This is a genomic window from Streptomyces sp. NPDC015171, from assembly GCF_043079545.1.
Classification (GTDB): Bacteria; Actinomycetota; Actinomycetes; order Streptomycetales; family Streptomycetaceae; genus Streptomyces.
The window spans coordinates 420,864-436,981 of record NZ_JBIBUO010000007.1; the positions used below are offsets into that span (position 1 = coordinate 420,864).

The 16,118-nt window shown below is 71.9% G+C and carries 11 protein-coding genes; 7 read left to right on the top strand and 4 right to left on the bottom strand.

Annotated elements, in window-relative coordinates:
- Positions 1 to 528 precede the first annotated feature (528 nt).
- The 3 genes from ACF073_RS22055 (at position 529) to ACF073_RS22065 (ending at position 5,003) form a co-directional block, all read left to right on the top strand.
- On the top strand, positions 529 to 2,238 hold the full coding sequence (locus ACF073_RS22055) for a VWA domain-containing protein (RefSeq protein WP_392072416.1): 1,710 nt from the start codon (positions 529 to 531) through the stop codon (positions 2,236 to 2,238).
- A gap of 123 nt (positions 2,239 to 2,361) precedes the next feature.
- Positions 2,362 to 4,077: a methionine--tRNA ligase gene (gene metG / locus ACF073_RS22060; protein WP_392072418.1), complete on the top strand. Its 1,716-nt coding sequence runs from the start codon at positions 2,362 to 2,364 to the stop codon at positions 4,075 to 4,077.
- Positions 4,078 to 4,385: 308 nt separating this feature from the next.
- A complete protein-coding gene (locus tag ACF073_RS22065; RefSeq protein WP_392072419.1) occupies positions 4,386 to 5,003 on the top strand; it encodes a hypothetical protein in 618 nt (205 codons plus the stop codon).
- Positions 5,004 to 5,084: 81 nt separating this feature from the next.
- Here ACF073_RS22065 and aspS read toward each other — a convergent pair whose 3' ends face one another.
- Positions 5,085 to 6,848 (bottom strand): aspartate--tRNA ligase, encoded by a 1,764-nt coding sequence (gene aspS, locus ACF073_RS22070; protein ID WP_392072421.1) that lies wholly within the window; start codon positions 6,846 to 6,848, stop codon positions 5,085 to 5,087.
- Between the two features lie 182 nt (positions 6,849 to 7,030).
- Between aspS and ACF073_RS22075 the strand changes: the two genes are divergently transcribed.
- Entirely contained in the window at positions 7,031 to 9,166 is a 2,136-nt protein-coding gene (locus ACF073_RS22075) for a SpoIIE family protein phosphatase (RefSeq protein WP_392072423.1), read from the top strand.
- Between the two features lie 91 nt (positions 9,167 to 9,257).
- Here the strand turns inward: ACF073_RS22075 and ACF073_RS22080 are convergent, their stop codons facing one another.
- Complete coding sequence (locus ACF073_RS22080; RefSeq protein WP_392072425.1) at positions 9,258 to 10,346, bottom strand: AI-2E family transporter; 1,089 nt, start codon at positions 10,344 to 10,346, stop codon at positions 9,258 to 9,260.
- A gap of 97 nt (positions 10,347 to 10,443) precedes the next feature.
- Here ACF073_RS22080 and ACF073_RS22085 point away from each other — a divergent pair, with 97 nt between their 5' ends.
- Positions 10,444 to 11,019 carry a GNAT family N-acetyltransferase gene (locus ACF073_RS22085; protein ID WP_392072426.1) on the top strand — a complete coding sequence of 192 codons (576 nt, stop codon included), beginning with the start codon at positions 10,444 to 10,446 and terminating at the stop codon, positions 11,017 to 11,019.
- A gap of 45 nt (positions 11,020 to 11,064) precedes the next feature.
- Here ACF073_RS22085 and ACF073_RS22090 read toward each other — a convergent pair whose 3' ends face one another.
- Together ACF073_RS22090 and ACF073_RS22095 are read right to left on the bottom strand one after the other, a co-directional pair.
- Entirely contained in the window at positions 11,065 to 12,036 is a 972-nt protein-coding gene (locus ACF073_RS22090) for a pirin family protein (RefSeq protein ID WP_392072428.1), read from the bottom strand.
- Positions 12,037 to 12,169: 133 nt separating this feature from the next.
- Positions 12,170 to 12,643 (bottom strand): SseB family protein, encoded by a 474-nt coding sequence (locus tag ACF073_RS22095; RefSeq protein ID WP_392072429.1) that lies wholly within the window; start codon positions 12,641 to 12,643, stop codon positions 12,170 to 12,172.
- Between the two features lie 207 nt (positions 12,644 to 12,850).
- Between ACF073_RS22095 and ACF073_RS22100 the strand changes: the two genes are divergently transcribed.
- Together ACF073_RS22100 and ACF073_RS22105 are read left to right on the top strand one after the other, a co-directional pair.
- Positions 12,851 to 14,677: an acyl-CoA dehydrogenase gene (locus ACF073_RS22100; protein WP_392072485.1), complete on the top strand. Its 1,827-nt coding sequence runs from the start codon at positions 12,851 to 12,853 to the stop codon at positions 14,675 to 14,677.
- A gap of 122 nt (positions 14,678 to 14,799) precedes the next feature.
- The gene (locus tag ACF073_RS22105; protein ID WP_392072431.1) at positions 14,800 to 16,098 is read left to right on the top strand and encodes a M18 family aminopeptidase; all 1,299 of its coding nucleotides are present in this window, start codon (positions 14,800 to 14,802) and stop codon (positions 16,096 to 16,098) included.
- Positions 16,099 to 16,118 lie beyond the last annotated feature (20 nt).

The window sequence follows — 16,118 nt, forward strand, 5'->3', positions numbered from 1 at the left end:
GGGATTTACGGGCTACAACTCACGCGAAGGGTTGCGCACATGGGCATTCTCACTCTCCTGCGGAACGCATTCGGCCGCTCACGCAAGGTACGAGCCACCGAGGCGGAGGGTGCGGACCGGACCCCCGCGCAGTCCCCGCCGGCCACCGCCAGCGTCCCCGAACCCCGCCGGTCCCCGTCCGGGGCCGGGGAACACGACCTGGTGGCAGCGGCCTTCGACAACATCAAGGTCCCCCACCCGTCCACCCCGACAGACCCGTCCCCCACCCCGGAAACCACGCCTTCGACACCGGCAGCGCCTGCGACGGGGGCGGAAGCGCCTGCGGCTGAGGCGGGGGCGGAAGCGCCTGCGGCGGAGGCGGAGGCGGAGGCGGAAGCGCCTGCGGCGGGGGCGGGGGCGGAAGCGCCTGCGGCGGGGGCTGAGACCGAGGCCGAGACGGAGGCCGTGGCCGAGGCGGAGGGCTCGGCTCAGGCGGAGGGCTCGGCTGAGGCCGAGCCCAAGGCTGAGGCCGTGTCCGAGACGGAGGCCGTGTCTGAGACGGAGGCCGTGGCCGAGGCGGAGGCCGTGGCCGAGGCGGAGGTCGCGGATGAGGCCGAGCCCAAGGCTGAGACCGAGCCCAAGGCTGAGACCGAGCCCAAGGCTGAGACCGAGCCTCAGTCGGAGGTCTCGGCTGAGGCGGAAGTCGCCGCTGAGGCTGAGGTCTCGGCGGAGGCCGCGTCTGAGTCGGAGGTCGCGGCTGAGGCGGAGCCTGAATCCGAGGTTGCGGCTGAGGCCGAGGCGAAGACCGGAGCGGAGCCCGTGTCCGAGCCCGAGGCGGAGGCTGTAGCTAAGGCGGAGGTCGCGCCTGAGGCTGAGCCTCAGGCGGAGGCCGTCGCTGAGGCGGAGGCCGCGCCCAAGGCCGAGACCCAGCCTCGGTCGGAGGCCGAGCCCGAGGCGAAGGTCGCCGCTGAGGCTGACGCCCCGGCGGAGGCCGCGCCCAAGGCCGAGACCGAGCCTCAGTCAGAGGCCGTGGCCGAGGCGGAGGACGAGCCTGAGGCGGAGAACGAGCCTGAGGCGGAGGCCAAGCCCAAGGCGGAGTTCGTAGCCGAGGCCGAGCCCGAGGCGGAAGTCTCCGCGGAGGCGCAGCCCGACGTCGTGGCCGAGCCCAAGGCTGAGGCTGCGGTCGTGGCCGAAGAAGAGCACGCGGAGCCGGTTCCGGCCGAGGCCGAGGACACGGCCCCGGTCGCGGAGGTACCCGAGGAGCCGGCCGAGGCCGAGGCTGAAGTGGTGGTCGAGGAGGCGGCGGTGACCGCCGAGTCCACCGCCCCGCAGGCCGCCGACGGCGAGGACGCCCCGCAGGGGCCACCCGCAGCCGACGACGCGACCCGCACGGGTGGTGCGGGTGGGAACACCGACGCCGACGGCGAAGCCGAGGCGCACGCGGCGACCGCCGAACCCACCGCCCCCCACGCCGCCGACGGCGAGGACACCCCGCAGGGGCCACCCGCAGGCGACGACGCGACCCGCACGGGTGGTGCGGGTGGGAACACCGACGCCGACGGCGAAGCCGAGGCGCACGCGGCGACCGCCGCACCCGCCACCCCCCTGGCCAGGGTCACGTCCCGCACCCCCTCCCTCACCACCGCCTACAAGGCCGCCACGACCACCCTCGACAAGACCGCCCTCACCGGCACCCGAGCCCAGGTCTACCTCGTACTGGACCGCTCCGCGAGCATGCGCCCGTACTACAAGGACGGCTCCGCCCAGGCCCTCGCCGACCAGACCCTCGCCCTCGCCGCCCACCTCGACCCCGAGGCCACGGTCCACGTCGTCTTCTTCTCGACGGAGGTAGACGGCACCACCGACCTCACCCTCGCCCCGGAGCACGAGACCAAGATCGACGACGTACACGCCGCCCTCGGCCGCATGGGCCGCACCAGCTACCACGCCGCCGTGGAAGCCGTACTCGCCCACCACGACAAGAACGCGGACCCCGCCGCCCCCGCCCTGGTGGTCTTCCAGACGGACGGCGCCCCGGACGCGAAGACCCCCGCCACCCAGTCCCTCACCGACGCCGCGAAGAACCACCCGTCCGTGTTCTTCTCCTTCGTCGCCTTCGGTGAGCACGACAACAAGGCCTTCGACTACCTCCGCAAGCTGAAGACCGGCAACACGTCCTTCTTCCACGCGGGCCCCGCCCCCCGCGAGCTGACGGACACGGAGCTGTACGAGGGCGTCCTGGCGAACTGGCGCCCGTAGCCCTCCGTGGCTCCAGGCCCCGTGCCGCCCGCTTCTCAGCCCGTAAAACGGGAAGCGGGCGGCATACACACGTCGGCTACGATTTCAAGGTTCGTACACGCAGCGACCTGGGAGCAGCCCGCGATGGCTCGACACCTCATCACCAGCGCCCTTCCGTACATCAACGGGATCAAGCATCTGGGCAACATGGTGGGGTCCATGCTCCCGGCGGACGTGTACTCCCGGTACCTCCGCCAGCGCGGCCACGACGTCCTGTACATCTGCGCCACGGACGAGCACGGCACCCCGGCCGAGCTGGCCGCCAAGGAGCGGGGCCTGCCCGTCGCCGAGTTCTGCGCGCAGGCGCACGACGCCCAGAAGGCGGTCTACGACGGCTTCGCCCTCGCCTTCGACTACTTCGGCCGCAGCTCCAGCGCGGAGAACCGCGAGATCACCCAGCACTTCGCCCGCAAGCTGAACGAGAACGGCTTCATCGAGGAGCGGGCGATCCGGCAGGTCTACTCGCCGGTCGACGGCCGCTTCCTCCCGGACCGCTATGTCGAGGGCACCTGCCCGCACTGCGGCTACGACAAGGCGCGCGGCGACCAGTGCGAGAACTGCACCCGCGTCCTCGACCCGACCGACCTGATCGAACCGCGCTCGGCGATCTCCGGCTCCACGGACCTGGAGATCCGCGAGACCAAGCACCTCTTCCTCCTCCAGTCCAAGCTCCAGCACGAGGTCGAGGCGTGGGTCGCCCGGCACGAGGCGGACTGGCCGCAGCTGGCCTCCTCCATCGCCCGCAAGTGGCTGACCGAGGGCCTGCACGACCGCGCCATCACCCGCGACCTGGACTGGGGCGTCCCGGTCCCGGCCGACACCTGGCCGGAGCTGGCCGCCGAGGGCAAGGTCTTCTACGTCTGGTTCGACGCCCCGATCGAGTACATCGGCGCGACGAAGGAGTGGTCGGACCAGGACCCGGAGAACCGCGACTGGAAGTCGTGGTGGTACGAGGCGGACGACACCGTCCGCTACACCGAGTTCATGGCGAAGGACAACGTCCCGTTCCACACGGTGATGTTCCCGGCCACCGAGCTGGGCGTGCGCGAGCCGTGGAAGAAGGTCGACTACGTCAAGGCGTTCAACTGGCTGACGTACTACGGCGGAAAGTTCTCCACCAGCCAGAAGCGCGGTGTCTTCACCGACCAGGCCCTGGAGATCCTCCCGGCCGACTACTGGCGCTACTTCCTGATCGCCAACGCCCCCGAGTCCGACGACTCCTCCTTCACCTGGGAGCACTTCACCGCCACGGTGAACAAGGACCTGGCCGACACCCTCGGCAACTTCGTCAACCGCGTCCTGTCCTTCTCCCGCAAGCGCTTCGGCGACGACGTGCCCGCGGGCGGCGAGCCGGGCGAGGCGGAGACCCGCCTCGGCGAGGAGATCGCGACGCTCCTCGCGGAGTACGAGACCCACATGGAGGCCCTCCAGTTCCGCAAGGCCGCCGCCGCCCTGCGCGCCCTGTGGTCGGCCGGCAACTCCTACCTGGAGGAGAAGGCCCCCTGGCTGGAGATCAAGACCGACAAGGACGCCGCGGCCCTCACCCTGCGTACGGCGATGAACCTGATCCACCTGTACGCGGTGGTCTCCGAGCCGCTCATCCCGACGTCGGCGAAGGTCATGCGCGCGGCGTTCGCCCTCGCCGACGACACGGCCGCCTGGGTCACCGCCGACGAGGCCAGGGCCCTGGTCTCGGTCCCGGCCGGCACCCCCTTCACCGTCCCGCCGGTCCTGTTCGCCAAGCTGACGGACGAGGACCTGGCGACGTACAAGGAGCGCTTCGGCGGCGACGAGGGCTGACCCGGCGGCACTGATCCGCGCGGGAGGGCGCCGGGCCCGCGGGTCCGGCGCCCTCCCGCGTCCGGGGCACTGCGCCCAGGACCTCGACGGCGGCCGGGACGACGGGCGCGCGCAGCGCCGCCCGGCCGTCGCCGCGAAGGCCGCCGTCGCCCGCGCGGCCTCGTCGGCGGCCGGGCGGCGCCTCCAGCCGCTAGGCTCCAGCCCCTACGACCGCACCTCTCCCGGGCCGCCGAGTGAACCTCCCCGCTTCTTCCTCTCCCGCGCACTTCCCCGCACCCCATCAGCGTCTGCTCACCGACGTCCTCGCCGTGGCCGCCCCCCTGGCGCTGGCCGGCGGATACGCCCTCCAGGCCCACGGCCTGCTGCAACGTCCGCACGCGAACGTGGACTTCGCGACGGAGAGCGCCGAGCCGACACCCCGCCTCGCGACGGCGCTGCACGACGCGCTCGTCTCCCGGGGCCACGAGACGGCCGTCCGGGACGCGGACCCGCTCTCCGCCCATCTGACGGTCACGGACCCGCCCACCGGCACCACCGTGCTCCTGGCGCTCCACAAGGAGACCTTCTGGAGCCCGCCCGTGCTGACCCCCTACGGCCCGACGCTCTGCCTGGAGGACGCGGTGGGCACCAAGATCCGGGCGCTCTACGACCGGGGCCTGGCGGTCGACCTGATCGACGCGCGCGCCGCGGCGGCCCGCTTCTCCCACCCCGACCTGGAGGAGCTGGCCCGCCGCCACGCCCGCGACACGTTCGACCTGCCCGCCCTGCGGACCCGGCTGGAGGGCACGGACTACTACCCGGACCACGCGTTCACGGCGTACGGCCTGACGGGCGAGGAGATCACCGCCCTGCGCGCCTGGGCCCAGGGCTGGTCGACGGAGATCGCGGAGCGGCTGCTGGAGGACGGCGCCTGGCCGGACGACTGAGCCGGGGGCGCCGGAGAACGCCGAAGGGGCCGGAAACCGGTGTCGGTCTCCAGCCCCTCGGGTGCCGTGTCCCGGGTGCCGCTACTTCGGCTGCGGCTTGCGCACCGACAGGTGCAGCTCCTTCAGCCGCGCCTCCTCCAGCTCCGTCGGCGCACCCATCATCAGGTCCTGGGCGTTGCCGTTGAGCGGGAAGGCGATCGTCTCGCGGATGTTGGGCTCGTCCGCGAGGAGCATGACGATACGGTCCACGCCCGGGGCGATGCCGCCGTGCGGCGGGGCGCCGAAGCGGAAGGCGCGCAGCATGCCGGCGAACTTCTCCTCGACGGTGTCACGGTCGTAGCCCGCGATCTCGAAGGCCTTGAGCATGATCTCCGGCTCGTGGTTCCGGATCGCGCCGGAGGACAGCTCGACACCGTTGCAGACGATGTCGTACTGCCAGCCCAGGATCTCCAGCGGGTCCTGGGTCTCCAGCGCCTCCAGGCCGCCCTGCGGCATGGAGAAGGGGTTGTGCGAGAAGTCGATCGCGCCGGTCTCCTCGTCCTTCTCGTACATCGGGAAGTCGACGATCCAGCAGAAGCGGAAGACGTTCTCCTCGAACTGGCCGGCCCGCTTGGCCGCCTCGACGCGGACCGCGCCCATGATCTTGGAGACCTCGTCGAAGTCGCCCGCGCCGAAGAACACGGCGTGACCGGGGGCCAGCGAGAGGCGCTTGGTCAGCTCGGCGACGTTCTCCTCGGTGAGGAACTTCGCGATCGGGCCGGACAGCGCGCCGTCCTCGCCGACGCGGACCCAGGCCAGGCCCTTCGCGCCCAGCGAGATCGCGAACTCGCCGAGCTGGTCGAAGAACTTGCGCGGCTGGTCCTGGACGGCCGGGACGGCCAGCGCGCGCACGTGCTTGCCGGCGAACGCCTTGAACTCCGAGCCCTCGAAGACATCGGTGATGTCCACCAGCTCCAGCTTGGCGCGCAGGTCCGGCTTGTCGGAGCCGTACTTGAGCATCGCCTCGCGGAACGGGATCCGCGGGAACGGCGAGGTGACGTGGCGACCGCCGCCGAACTCCTCGAACAGCTCGGTCATCAGCTGCTCGATCGGCTGGAAGACGTCCTCCTGCTCGACGAAGCTCATCTCGACGTCGAGCTGGTAGAACTCGCCCGGCGAGCGGTCGGCGCGGGCGTCCTCGTCGCGGAAGCAGGGCGCGATCTGGAAGTAGCGGTCGAAGCCGGAGATCATCAGCAGCTGCTTGAACTGCTGCGGGGCCTGCGGCAGCGCGTAGAACTTGCCGGGGTTCAGCCGGGACGGCACCACGAAGTCGCGGGCGCCCTCGGGGGAGGTGGCGGACAGGATCGGCGTCGCCATCTCGTTGAAGCCCAGCGCCGTCATCTTGTGGCGGATCGCCGAGATGACCGCCGTACGCAGCATGATGTTGCGGTGCATGCGCTCGCGGCGCAGGTCCAGGAAGCGGTACTCGAGACGCCGCTCCTCGTTGACCCCGTCCTCGGCGTTGATGGTGAAGGGCAGCGGCTGGGCCGCGCCGAGCAGCTCGACCTCGGCGACCTCCACCTCGATCTCGCCGGTGGGCAGGTCGGGGTTCACGTTCTCGGTTCCCCGGGAGACGACGCTGCCGTCGACGCGGACCGAGGACTCCTTGGAGATCTTGTCCAGGGCCTCGTACGCGGGCGTGCCGGGGCGGGCGACCAGCTGCGTGATGCCGTAGTGGTCGCGCAGATCGATGAAGAGAATGCCGCCCAGGTCGCGCCGATTGTGCAGCCAGCCACTCAGCCGGACGTCGGTGCCGACGTCAGAGGCGCGGAGCTGGCCGCAGGTGTGGGACCTGTACCGATGCATCGTCGTTCATCGTCCTTCGTTTGGGCTTTGCCGAGGTGCTCCCCTCGACCGAGCGCGGGCACGGGGCCCGGACCCATCAAGGGTACCGGGCACGCCAAGATCGGCTCCCCACCATTTCCCCCGGCCGCCCGGCCCGCCGCCTACGGTGGCAGCCACCGGTCACATCTTCCTAAAGTGGGGCAATGCGTACAGGCGAGCCTCTGCCGTCCGTCGGGGACGTACTCGCCGCCCTCGCGACCGGGCTGTGGCACTGGGACACGGCCACCGGTCTTGTCACCGTGGACGCGGAGGCGGCGCGGCTGCTCGGGCTGCCCCCGGAGCCGGCCACCCTCACGGAGGCCCAGACCCGGGCCCGGCTGCACCCGGTCGACTGGAACGAGATCACCGGGGTGGTCCGGCTCGCGGTCGCCGAGGGCACCCTCGCCGAGGTGCGTGTCCGGGTCATGGACGAGCGGGGCCGCGTCCTGCGCGTCGCCCGCAGCCGCTCGAAGCCGTCCTTCGACCCCGAGCGGCGGGCGTACGAGCTGATCGGCACCCTCCAGGAGGTGACCGAGCCGACTCCGGGCACACCGGCCGCCCGCAGCGCGGTCACGGGGGACTGGCGGCGCTCCCGCGAGGCGTTCCTGCTGGACGCGGGCCGGGCGCTGGCGGAGGCCCGGTCCACGGCGGAGGTGCTGCGGGTGGTGGGCGGCCTCTCCATGCCGGGGTTCACCCCGGACGGGCTCGTGGTGTTCGGGGTCGAGGGCGACCGGCTGACCATCACCGGCCAGCACGGGCACCAGCCCGGCGCCATGAACCCCTTCTCGAACATGCCGCTGTCCACCGACTATCCGGCGGCGGAGGTCGTCCGCACGGGCCGTGCGGTGTATCTGTCCTCCCCCGACGAGTACCGGGAGCGCTATCCGGCGACCTGGCCGCTCGCCCAGCACTTCGGACGCCGCTCCTGGGCGTTCCTGCCGCTGACGGCCGCCGGGCGCACGATGGGCGCCTGGATGGCCGGCTTCACCTACCCGGTGGCGTTCACCCCGGACGAGCGCGCGGTCCTCACCACGGTCGCCCGGATGCTCGCCCAGGCGCTGTCCCGGGCCGGCGTCGCCGAGACGGAGCGGAAGCTGACGGACGGCCTCCAGCGCTCCATGCTGCCCACGCTCGGCCCGGAGATCCCGGGGATGCGGGTGGCCGCCCGGTACATCCCGACCGGCGGCGGGCTCCAGGTCGGCGGCGACTGGTACGACATGATCCCGCTGCCCTCCGGCCGCTTCGCGCTGGTCATCGGGGACGTCCAGGGACACGACGTGCGCGCGGCGGGGCTCATGGGCCAGCTGCGGATCGCGCTGCGCGCCTACGCCTCCGAGGGGCACCGCCCGGACGCCGTGCTCTCCCGCGCCTCCCGGTTCCTGCACGGCATCACGCACGCGGCCGGCCCGGACCCGCTGTCCGACCCGCGCTTCGCGACCTGCCTGTACGTGGAGGCCGACCCGTCGGACGGCAGGCTGGAGATCGCCCGCGCCGGGCATCCGGACCCGGTGATCCGGATGGCGGACGGCACGGTGATGATGCGGCCGACGGCGGGCGGGCTGCCGCTGGGCATCGACCCGGACGCCGACTATCCGACGACCCGGTTCACGCTCGAACCCGGCGAGACGCTGATGCTGTGCACCGACGGCCTGATCGAGACCGGCGGGCACGACCTGGACAGCGGCTGGCGCCGGCTGCGCGCGATCCTGGAGGAGCACCACGGCGACCCGGAGTCGCTGGCCGACGCGCTGGTGCAGGCGGTGCACGGACCGCCCTCGCACTACACCACGGGACCGCTGGCCGACCGCCGCGAGGACGACATCGCGCTGCTGCTGCTGTGCCGGCCCGGGGAGGGCTGCGGCTGCGGCGACGCCGTCGCGGCCCGGCCCACCGCGCGGCGCACGCTGCTGTCGGTCGCCCAGGACGAGCCGGACCGGATCGCCGAGGCCCGCCAGCATCTGCGCGAGCTGCTGCACGACTGGGTGTCGGGCGACCAGGTCGACTCGGCGGTGCTGCTGGTCTCCGAGATGGTCACCAACGTGCTGGTGCACACCGACGCCGACGCGCTGCTGCTCGCCGAGGTGATCGGCGAGCGCGACTGCCGGCGGCTGCGGGTGGAGGTCTTCGACTCCGGCGACGACCTCCCGCACCGGCGCCGCCCCGGCGAGCTGGCCTCCTCCGGCCGGGGCCTGATCCTGATCGAGCTCCTCGCGGACACCTGGGGGGTGGACCCCCGGGGCGAGGGCAAGTGCATCTGGTTCGAACTCCATGAGCCGCCGGGGACGGGGGGTGCCGGATAGCGGCGGCCGTCCCCCGTCCCCCTACGGGCCCCCGGTCCCCTACGGGCCCCCAGGTCCCCTACGGCCTCCGTCCCCCGAAGGCCCCGTTCCCCTACGGCTCGGGCGAGGTGGCCGCCGGGGCGGGGCCCGGCGGGGCCGGCGGGGGCCCGGTGCCGCCGCCGTAGCGGTCCCGCAGCTCCGCTCCGACGCCGAAGGCCGCCGCGGTGAGCGGGACGGCGAGCAGCATGCCGAGGATGCCCGCGACGGAGGCGCCCGCGGTGATCGCCAGCATCACCACCGCCGGGTGCATCTGCACGGTCCGGCTCTGGATCACCGGCTGGAGCACATGCCCCTCCAGCACCTGCACCGCGAGCACCACCCCGAGCGCCCACAGCGCGATGACGAAACCCCGGTCGGCGAGCGCGACCAGTACGGCCACCGCGCCCGAGAGGAACGCGCCGAGGTAGGGGATGTAGGCGCCGACGAAGACGAGCGCGCCGAGCCCGACCGCGCCCGGCACCCGCAGGACCAGCAGTCCGACGGTGATGCACAGGGCGTCGATGAGGGCGATGACGGTCGTCCCCCGCATGAAGCCCTCCACCCCGGCGAAGGCCCGCCGGGCCATGGCCTCAAGGGTGTCGGCGGTGCCGCCGGGCGCCAGGGAGCGCAGGGCCGCCACGGCCCGGTGGGAGTCGCGCAGGAAGAAGAAGACGAGCAGCAGCGCGAGCACGGCCATGGCGATGCTCTCGGCGACGACGCTGACCCCGCTGATGACGTTGGAGGCGGCCGTCGCGCCGAACTTGCCGAGCAGCTCGCGCGCGTTGGCCGCGAGGTCGTCGAGGCCGGTCCCGGCGGACCCGAAGTGCTCCGCGACGCCCTTGGCGGCGGACCGGAGCGAGTCGATGATCTGGTCGCCGGTGTCGATCAGCGCGGCGACCACGATGTACACGGCCCCGCCGACGACGGCCACGACGGCGACGCAGGTGAGCCCGGCCGCCACCGACCGCTGCACCCCCGACCGGACCAGCCGCCGGTACAGCGGCCCGAGCAGCGCGGTGCCGAGCAGGGCGAGCAGCACCGGCGTGACGGCCGTGCGGAACTCCCCGCACAGCCGCACCCCGATCCAGACCACCCCGGCGACGAGCAGCAGCACGGCGCACCAGGCGGCGAGCCGGCGAACGGGTTCGGGCAGAAGGCGCACGAGCCCAGCCGATCACGGGGACCGCCGGCTGTCCTGCGACGCGGGGCCGGGCGGGTGAGCGTCCGGGCCCGGGGGGCCACGGCGTACGGTCGGGACCATGGAGACGACGTCAGACCAGGCGACGGCGGCCGGGACCGTCGTCTACCGGCCGGCGCGGCCGGCGGACGGCCCGGCCGTCGCGGCGCTCGACGGGTCGTTCACGACCGACGCGGTGTTCGAGGTGACGGTGACCGAGGAGGGCTTCCGGCTCCGCGAGACCCCGGTACGGCCGCCCCTGCGCAAGGTGTTCCCCGACGAGGACGCCGAACCGGACGAGGAGACGGGGGACCCCGGGCGGCACCGGACGGTGGTGGCCGTGGCCGGGGACGAGCTGTGCGGCTTCGTGACCGCCGCCTTCGAGCCGTGGAACGCGCGGCTGACCGTCCGCGACATCGAGGTGGCGCCGGCCTGGCGGGGCAAGGGGGTGGGCCGGACCCTGATGCGGCACGCCGTCGACTTCGCGCGGGAGCGCGGGGCCGGGCACGTATGGCTGGAGGTCAGCAACGTCAACGCCCCCGCCGTCCGCGCCTACCTCCGGATGGGCTTCGCCTTCTGCGGCCTGGACACCTCGCTCTACGACGGCACGGCGTCGGCCGGCGAACAGGCGCTGTTCATGAGCATGCCGGTGCGCTGAAGGGGCCCCGTCCGCCAGGGACGGGGCCCCTCTTCCGCTCCTTGGCTACAGCCCGCCCTCGGACATCCCGTGCACCGCCGGGATGCTGCCGAGGCGGCCCTTCTGGTAGTCCTCGAAGGCCTGCATCAGCTCGTCCTTGGTGTTCATGACGAACGGGCCGTAGTGGGCCATCGGCTCGCGGATCGGCTGCCCGCCGAGGACGACGACCTCCAGGTCCGGGGTGTGCGCGTCCTGCTTCTCGTCCGCGCGGACGGTCAGCGAACCGCCGGCGCCGAAGACGGCCGTCTGGCCCAGGCGGATCGGACGGCGCTCCGCACCCACCGAGCCCTTGCCCGCCAGCACGTACGCCAGGCCGTTGAAGTCCTCCCGCCACGGCAGGGTGACCTCCGCGCCCGGGGCGACGGTCGCGTGGATCATCGTGATCGGCGTGTGCGTGATGCCGGGACCCTGGTGGCCGTCCAGCTCGCCCGCGATGACCCGCAGCAGCGCGCCGCCGTCGGGGGTGGTGAGCAGCTGGACGCTGCCGCCGCGGATGTCCTGGTAGCGCGGCGCCATCATCTTGTCCTTGGCCGGGAGGTTCACCCACAGCTGGAGGCCGTGGAAGAGCCCGCCGGACATGACGAGCGACTCCGGCGGCGCCTCGATGTGCAGCAGGCCCGAGCCGGCCGTCATCCACTGGGTGTCGCCGTTGGTGATGGTGCCGCCACCGCCGTGGGAGTCCTGGTGGTCGAAGACGCCGTCGATGATGTAGGTGACGGTCTCGAAGCCGCGGTGCGGGTGCCAGGGCGTGCCCTTGGGCTCGCCCGGCGCGTACTCCACCTCGCCCATCTGGTCCATCATGATGAACGGGTCGAGGTGGCGGTAGTTGATCCCCGCGAACGCCCGGCGCACCGGGAATCCCTCCCCCTCGAAACCGCTCGGAGCGGTCGTGACGGTGAGCACGGGGCGTGCCACGGCGTCGGCGGGCGCGGTCACGCGGGGCAGCGTCAACGGGTTCTCGACGGTCACTGCAGGCATGGTGGGTACCTCCTTGGTACGCCCACATTAGTTGAGCATTGAACTTCCTGCCACCAGGAACACGCCGACCCCGGAGGGAATTCCCTCCGGGGTCGGGTGAAGAGGTCTCGGCTTCCTGGGCGGAAGGGATGGTTCAGCCGCCGTACATCCGGCGCATCGCGAAGTCCACCATCTGCTCGACCGCCTTCGCGTCGAACACCATCCGGTGCTCGCCCTCCATGTCCAGGACGAAGCCGTAGCCGGTCGGCAGCAGGTCGATCACCTCGGCGCCGGTGATGACGAAGTACTTGGACTCCTTGCCCGCGTACCGGCGCAGCTCCTTCAGCGAGGTGAACATCGGGATCACGGGCTGCTGGGTGTTGTGCAGGGCGAGGAAGCCGGGGGTGTCGCCGCGCGGGCAGTACACCTTCGAGGTGGCGAAGATCTGCTGGAAGTCCTCGGCGGCCATCTGACCCGTGGTGAAGGCGCGCACCGCGTCCGCGAGGGAGGGCGGGGACGGCTCCGGGTAGAGCGGCGCCTGCTGGCCGTACCCGCCGGCACCGCCCGGCATCTGCTGCTGCGGCTGGGCGTACTGCTGCTGGCCCGCGCTCTGGTCGTAGCCGTACATGCGCGCAAGACTACCGAGCGGGGGCGGCCGCGTGGGGCGCCGGGAGGACAAGGGGGCCGGGGCGCGGGTGAGTAGACCCTTCTCACACTTCGCCGGGTAGGGGTTGCTTCTTATTACCGACGGGTAGCATCATCGTAGCTACTTGTTGGTACGTGAATTAGGCGCGAGGAGTCAGTGCCTCGCCGATCTCTCTACGGAGCCGTCGCCATGGGGCACTACAAGTCGAATCTCCGCGACATCGAGTTCAACCTCTTCGAGGTACTGGGGCGCGACAAGGTGTACGGCACCGGCCCGTTCGAGGAGATGGACGTCGAGACCGCCAAGAGCGTCCTGGAGGAGCTGACCCGCCTCTCCGAGAACGAGCTGGCCGAGTCCTTCGCCGACGCCGACCGCAACCCGCCGGTCTTCGACCCGGAGACCAACACCGCGCCGGTCCCGGCGTCCTTCAAGAAGAGCTACCAGGCCTTCATGGACTCCGAGTACTGGCGGCTCGGCCTGCCCGAGGAGATCGGCGGCACCACCTCGCCGCGCTCCCTGATCTGGGCCTACGCCGAGCTGATCCTGGGCACCAACCCCGCCGTGTGGATGTACTCCTCCGGCCCGGCGTTCGCCGGCATCCTCTTCGAGGAGGGCAACGAGGTCCAGAAGCACATCGCCTCGGTCGCCGTGGAGAAGCAGTGGGGCTCCACCATGGTCCTCACCGAGCCCGACGCGGGCTCGGACGTGGGCGCCGGCCGCACCAAGGCGGTCCAGCAGGAGGACGGCTCCTGGCACATCGAGGGCGTGAAGCGCTTCATCACCTCGGGTGAGCACGACATGTCGGAGAACATCCTCCACTACGTGCTCGCGCGTCCCGAGGGCGCCGGCCCCGGCACCAAGGGCCTGTCCCTCTTCCTCGTCCCGAAGTACCTCTTCGACTTCGAGACCGGCGAGCTGGGCGAGCGCAACGGCGTGTACGCGACGAACGTCGAGCACAAGATGGGCCTGAAGGCCTCCAACACGTGCGAGATGACCTTCGGCGACAAGCACCCCGCCAAGGGCTGGCTGATCGGCGACAAGCACGACGGCATCCGCCAGATGTTCCGCATCATCGAGTTCGCCCGCATGATGGTCGGCACGAAGGCGATCTCCACGCTCTCCACCGGCTACCTGAACGCGCTGGAGTACGCCAAGGAGCGCGTCCAGGGCCCGGACCTGGCGAACTTCATGGACAAGTCCGCGCCCAAGGTCACCGTCACGCACCACCCCGACGTGCGCCGCTCGCTGATGACGCAGAAGGCGTACGCGGAGGGCATGCGCGCCCTGGTGCTGTACACCGCCTCGGTGCAGGACGCGATCCAGCTCAAGGAGGCGACCGGCGAGGACGCCGCCGCCGAGCACGCGCTGAACGACCTGCTGCTCCCGATCGTCAAGGGCTACGGCTCCGAGAAGGGCTACGAGCAGCTCGCCCAGTCGCTGCAGACCTTCGGCGGCTCCGGCTTCCTTCAGGAGTACCCGATCGAGCAGTACATCCGGGACTCCAAGATCGACACCCTGTACGAGGGCACCACGGCGATCCAGGGCCAGGACTTCTTCTTCCGGAAGATCGTCCGCAACCAGGGCGCCGCGCTGAACTCCCTCGCCGAGGACATCAAGAAGTTCCTGGCGCTCGGCACCGGCGGCGAGGAGCTGGCCGGCGCCCGCGAGCAGCTGGCCAAGGCCGCCGTGGAGCTGGAGGCGATCGTCGGTGTGATGCTGACCGACCTCGCCGCCACCGAGCAGGACACCAAGAACATCTACAAGGTCGGTCTGAACACCACCCGCCTGCTGCTGGCCTCCGGTGACGTCGTCGTCGGCTACCTGCTGCTGAAGGGCGCCGCGATCGCCGCCGAGAAGCTGGCCACGGCCTCGGCGAAGGACAAGGCGTTCTACACCGGCAAGATCGCCGCGGCGAAGTTCTTCGCGGCGAACGTCCTGCCGGGCGTCACCCTGGCCCGCAAGCTCGCCGGCACCGTCGAGCTGGACCTCATGGAACTGGACGAGGCCGCCTTCTAGCCGGTCCGGCCGCGCCCGTCCGGGCGGCCCTTCCCGACGTTTAGGACGTCCCCGTCGATTCCTCCGCTCGGGCCCGCTCCCTTTCCGGGAGCGGGCCCGCGCACGTCGTTAAGGTGAATCCCATGAGCGCAGCAGCCCGCTTCGACCGCGGCCACACCGACGACCTGATGTCCTTCCTCACCGCCAGTCCGTCGCCGTACCACGCCGTGGCGAACACCGCCGAGCGGCTGGAGAAGGCGGGCTTCCGGCAGGTGGCGGAGACGGACGCCTGGGACGGGACGAGCGGCGGCAAGTACGTGCTGCGCGGCGGCGCCATCGTGGCCTGGTACGTGCCCGAGGGCGCCGAACCGCACACCCCCTTCCACATCATCGGCGCCCACACCGACTCCCCCAACCTGCGGGTCAAGCCGCGCCCGGACAGCGGGGCGCACGGCTGGCGCCAGGTCGCCGTGGAGATCTACGGCGGCCCGCTGCTCAACTCCTGGCTGGACCGGGACCTGGGCCTGGCCGGCCGGCTGACCCTGCGCGACGGCTCCTCCGTCCTGGTCGATGTGGACCGGCCGCTGCTGCGGGTGCCGCAGCTCGCCATCCACCTGGACCGCTCGGTCGGCACCGAGGGGCTCAAGCTCGACAAGCAGCGGCATCTGCAGCCGGTGTGGGGCCTGGGCGGCGAGGTGCTGGACGGCGACCTGATCGCCTTCCTGGAGCAGGAGGCGGGGCTCGAGGCGGGCTCGGTGACCGGCTGGGACCTGATGGTGCACCCGGTGGAGCCCGCGGCCTACCTCGGCCGGGACCGGGAGCTGCTCGCCGGTCCGCGCATGGACAACCTGCTGTCGGTGCACGCCGGCGCCGCCGCCCTCGCCGCCGCCGCGGCCTCCGGCGCCGCGCTCACCCGGATCCCCGTGCTGGCCGCCTTCGACCACGAGGAGAACGGCTCCCAGTCGGACACGGGTGCGGACGGACCGCTGCTCGGATCGGTGCTGGAGCGCTCGGTGTTCGCGCGCGGCGGCTCCCTGGAGGACCGGGCGCGCGCCTTCGCCGCCACGGTGTGCCTGTCCTCCGACACGGGCCACGCCGTCCACCCCAACTACGCCGAACGGCACGACCCGACGCACCACCCGCGGATCAACGGCGGCCCGATCCTCAAGGTCAACGTCAACAACCGCTACGCCACGGACGGTTCGGGGCGCGCGCTGTTCGCCGCGGCCTGCGAGAAGGCGAACGTCCCCTTCCAGACCTTCGTCTCCAACAACTCCATGCCGTGCGGCACGACCATCGGCCCGATCACCGCGGCCCGGCACGGCATCCGCACCGTCGACATCGGCGTCGCGATCCTCTCCATGCACAGCGTCCGCGAACTGTGCGGCGCCGACGACCCGTTCCTGCTGGCGAACGCCCTGACGGCCTTCCTGGAGGGCTAGTCGGGAGCCGACCGGGTACC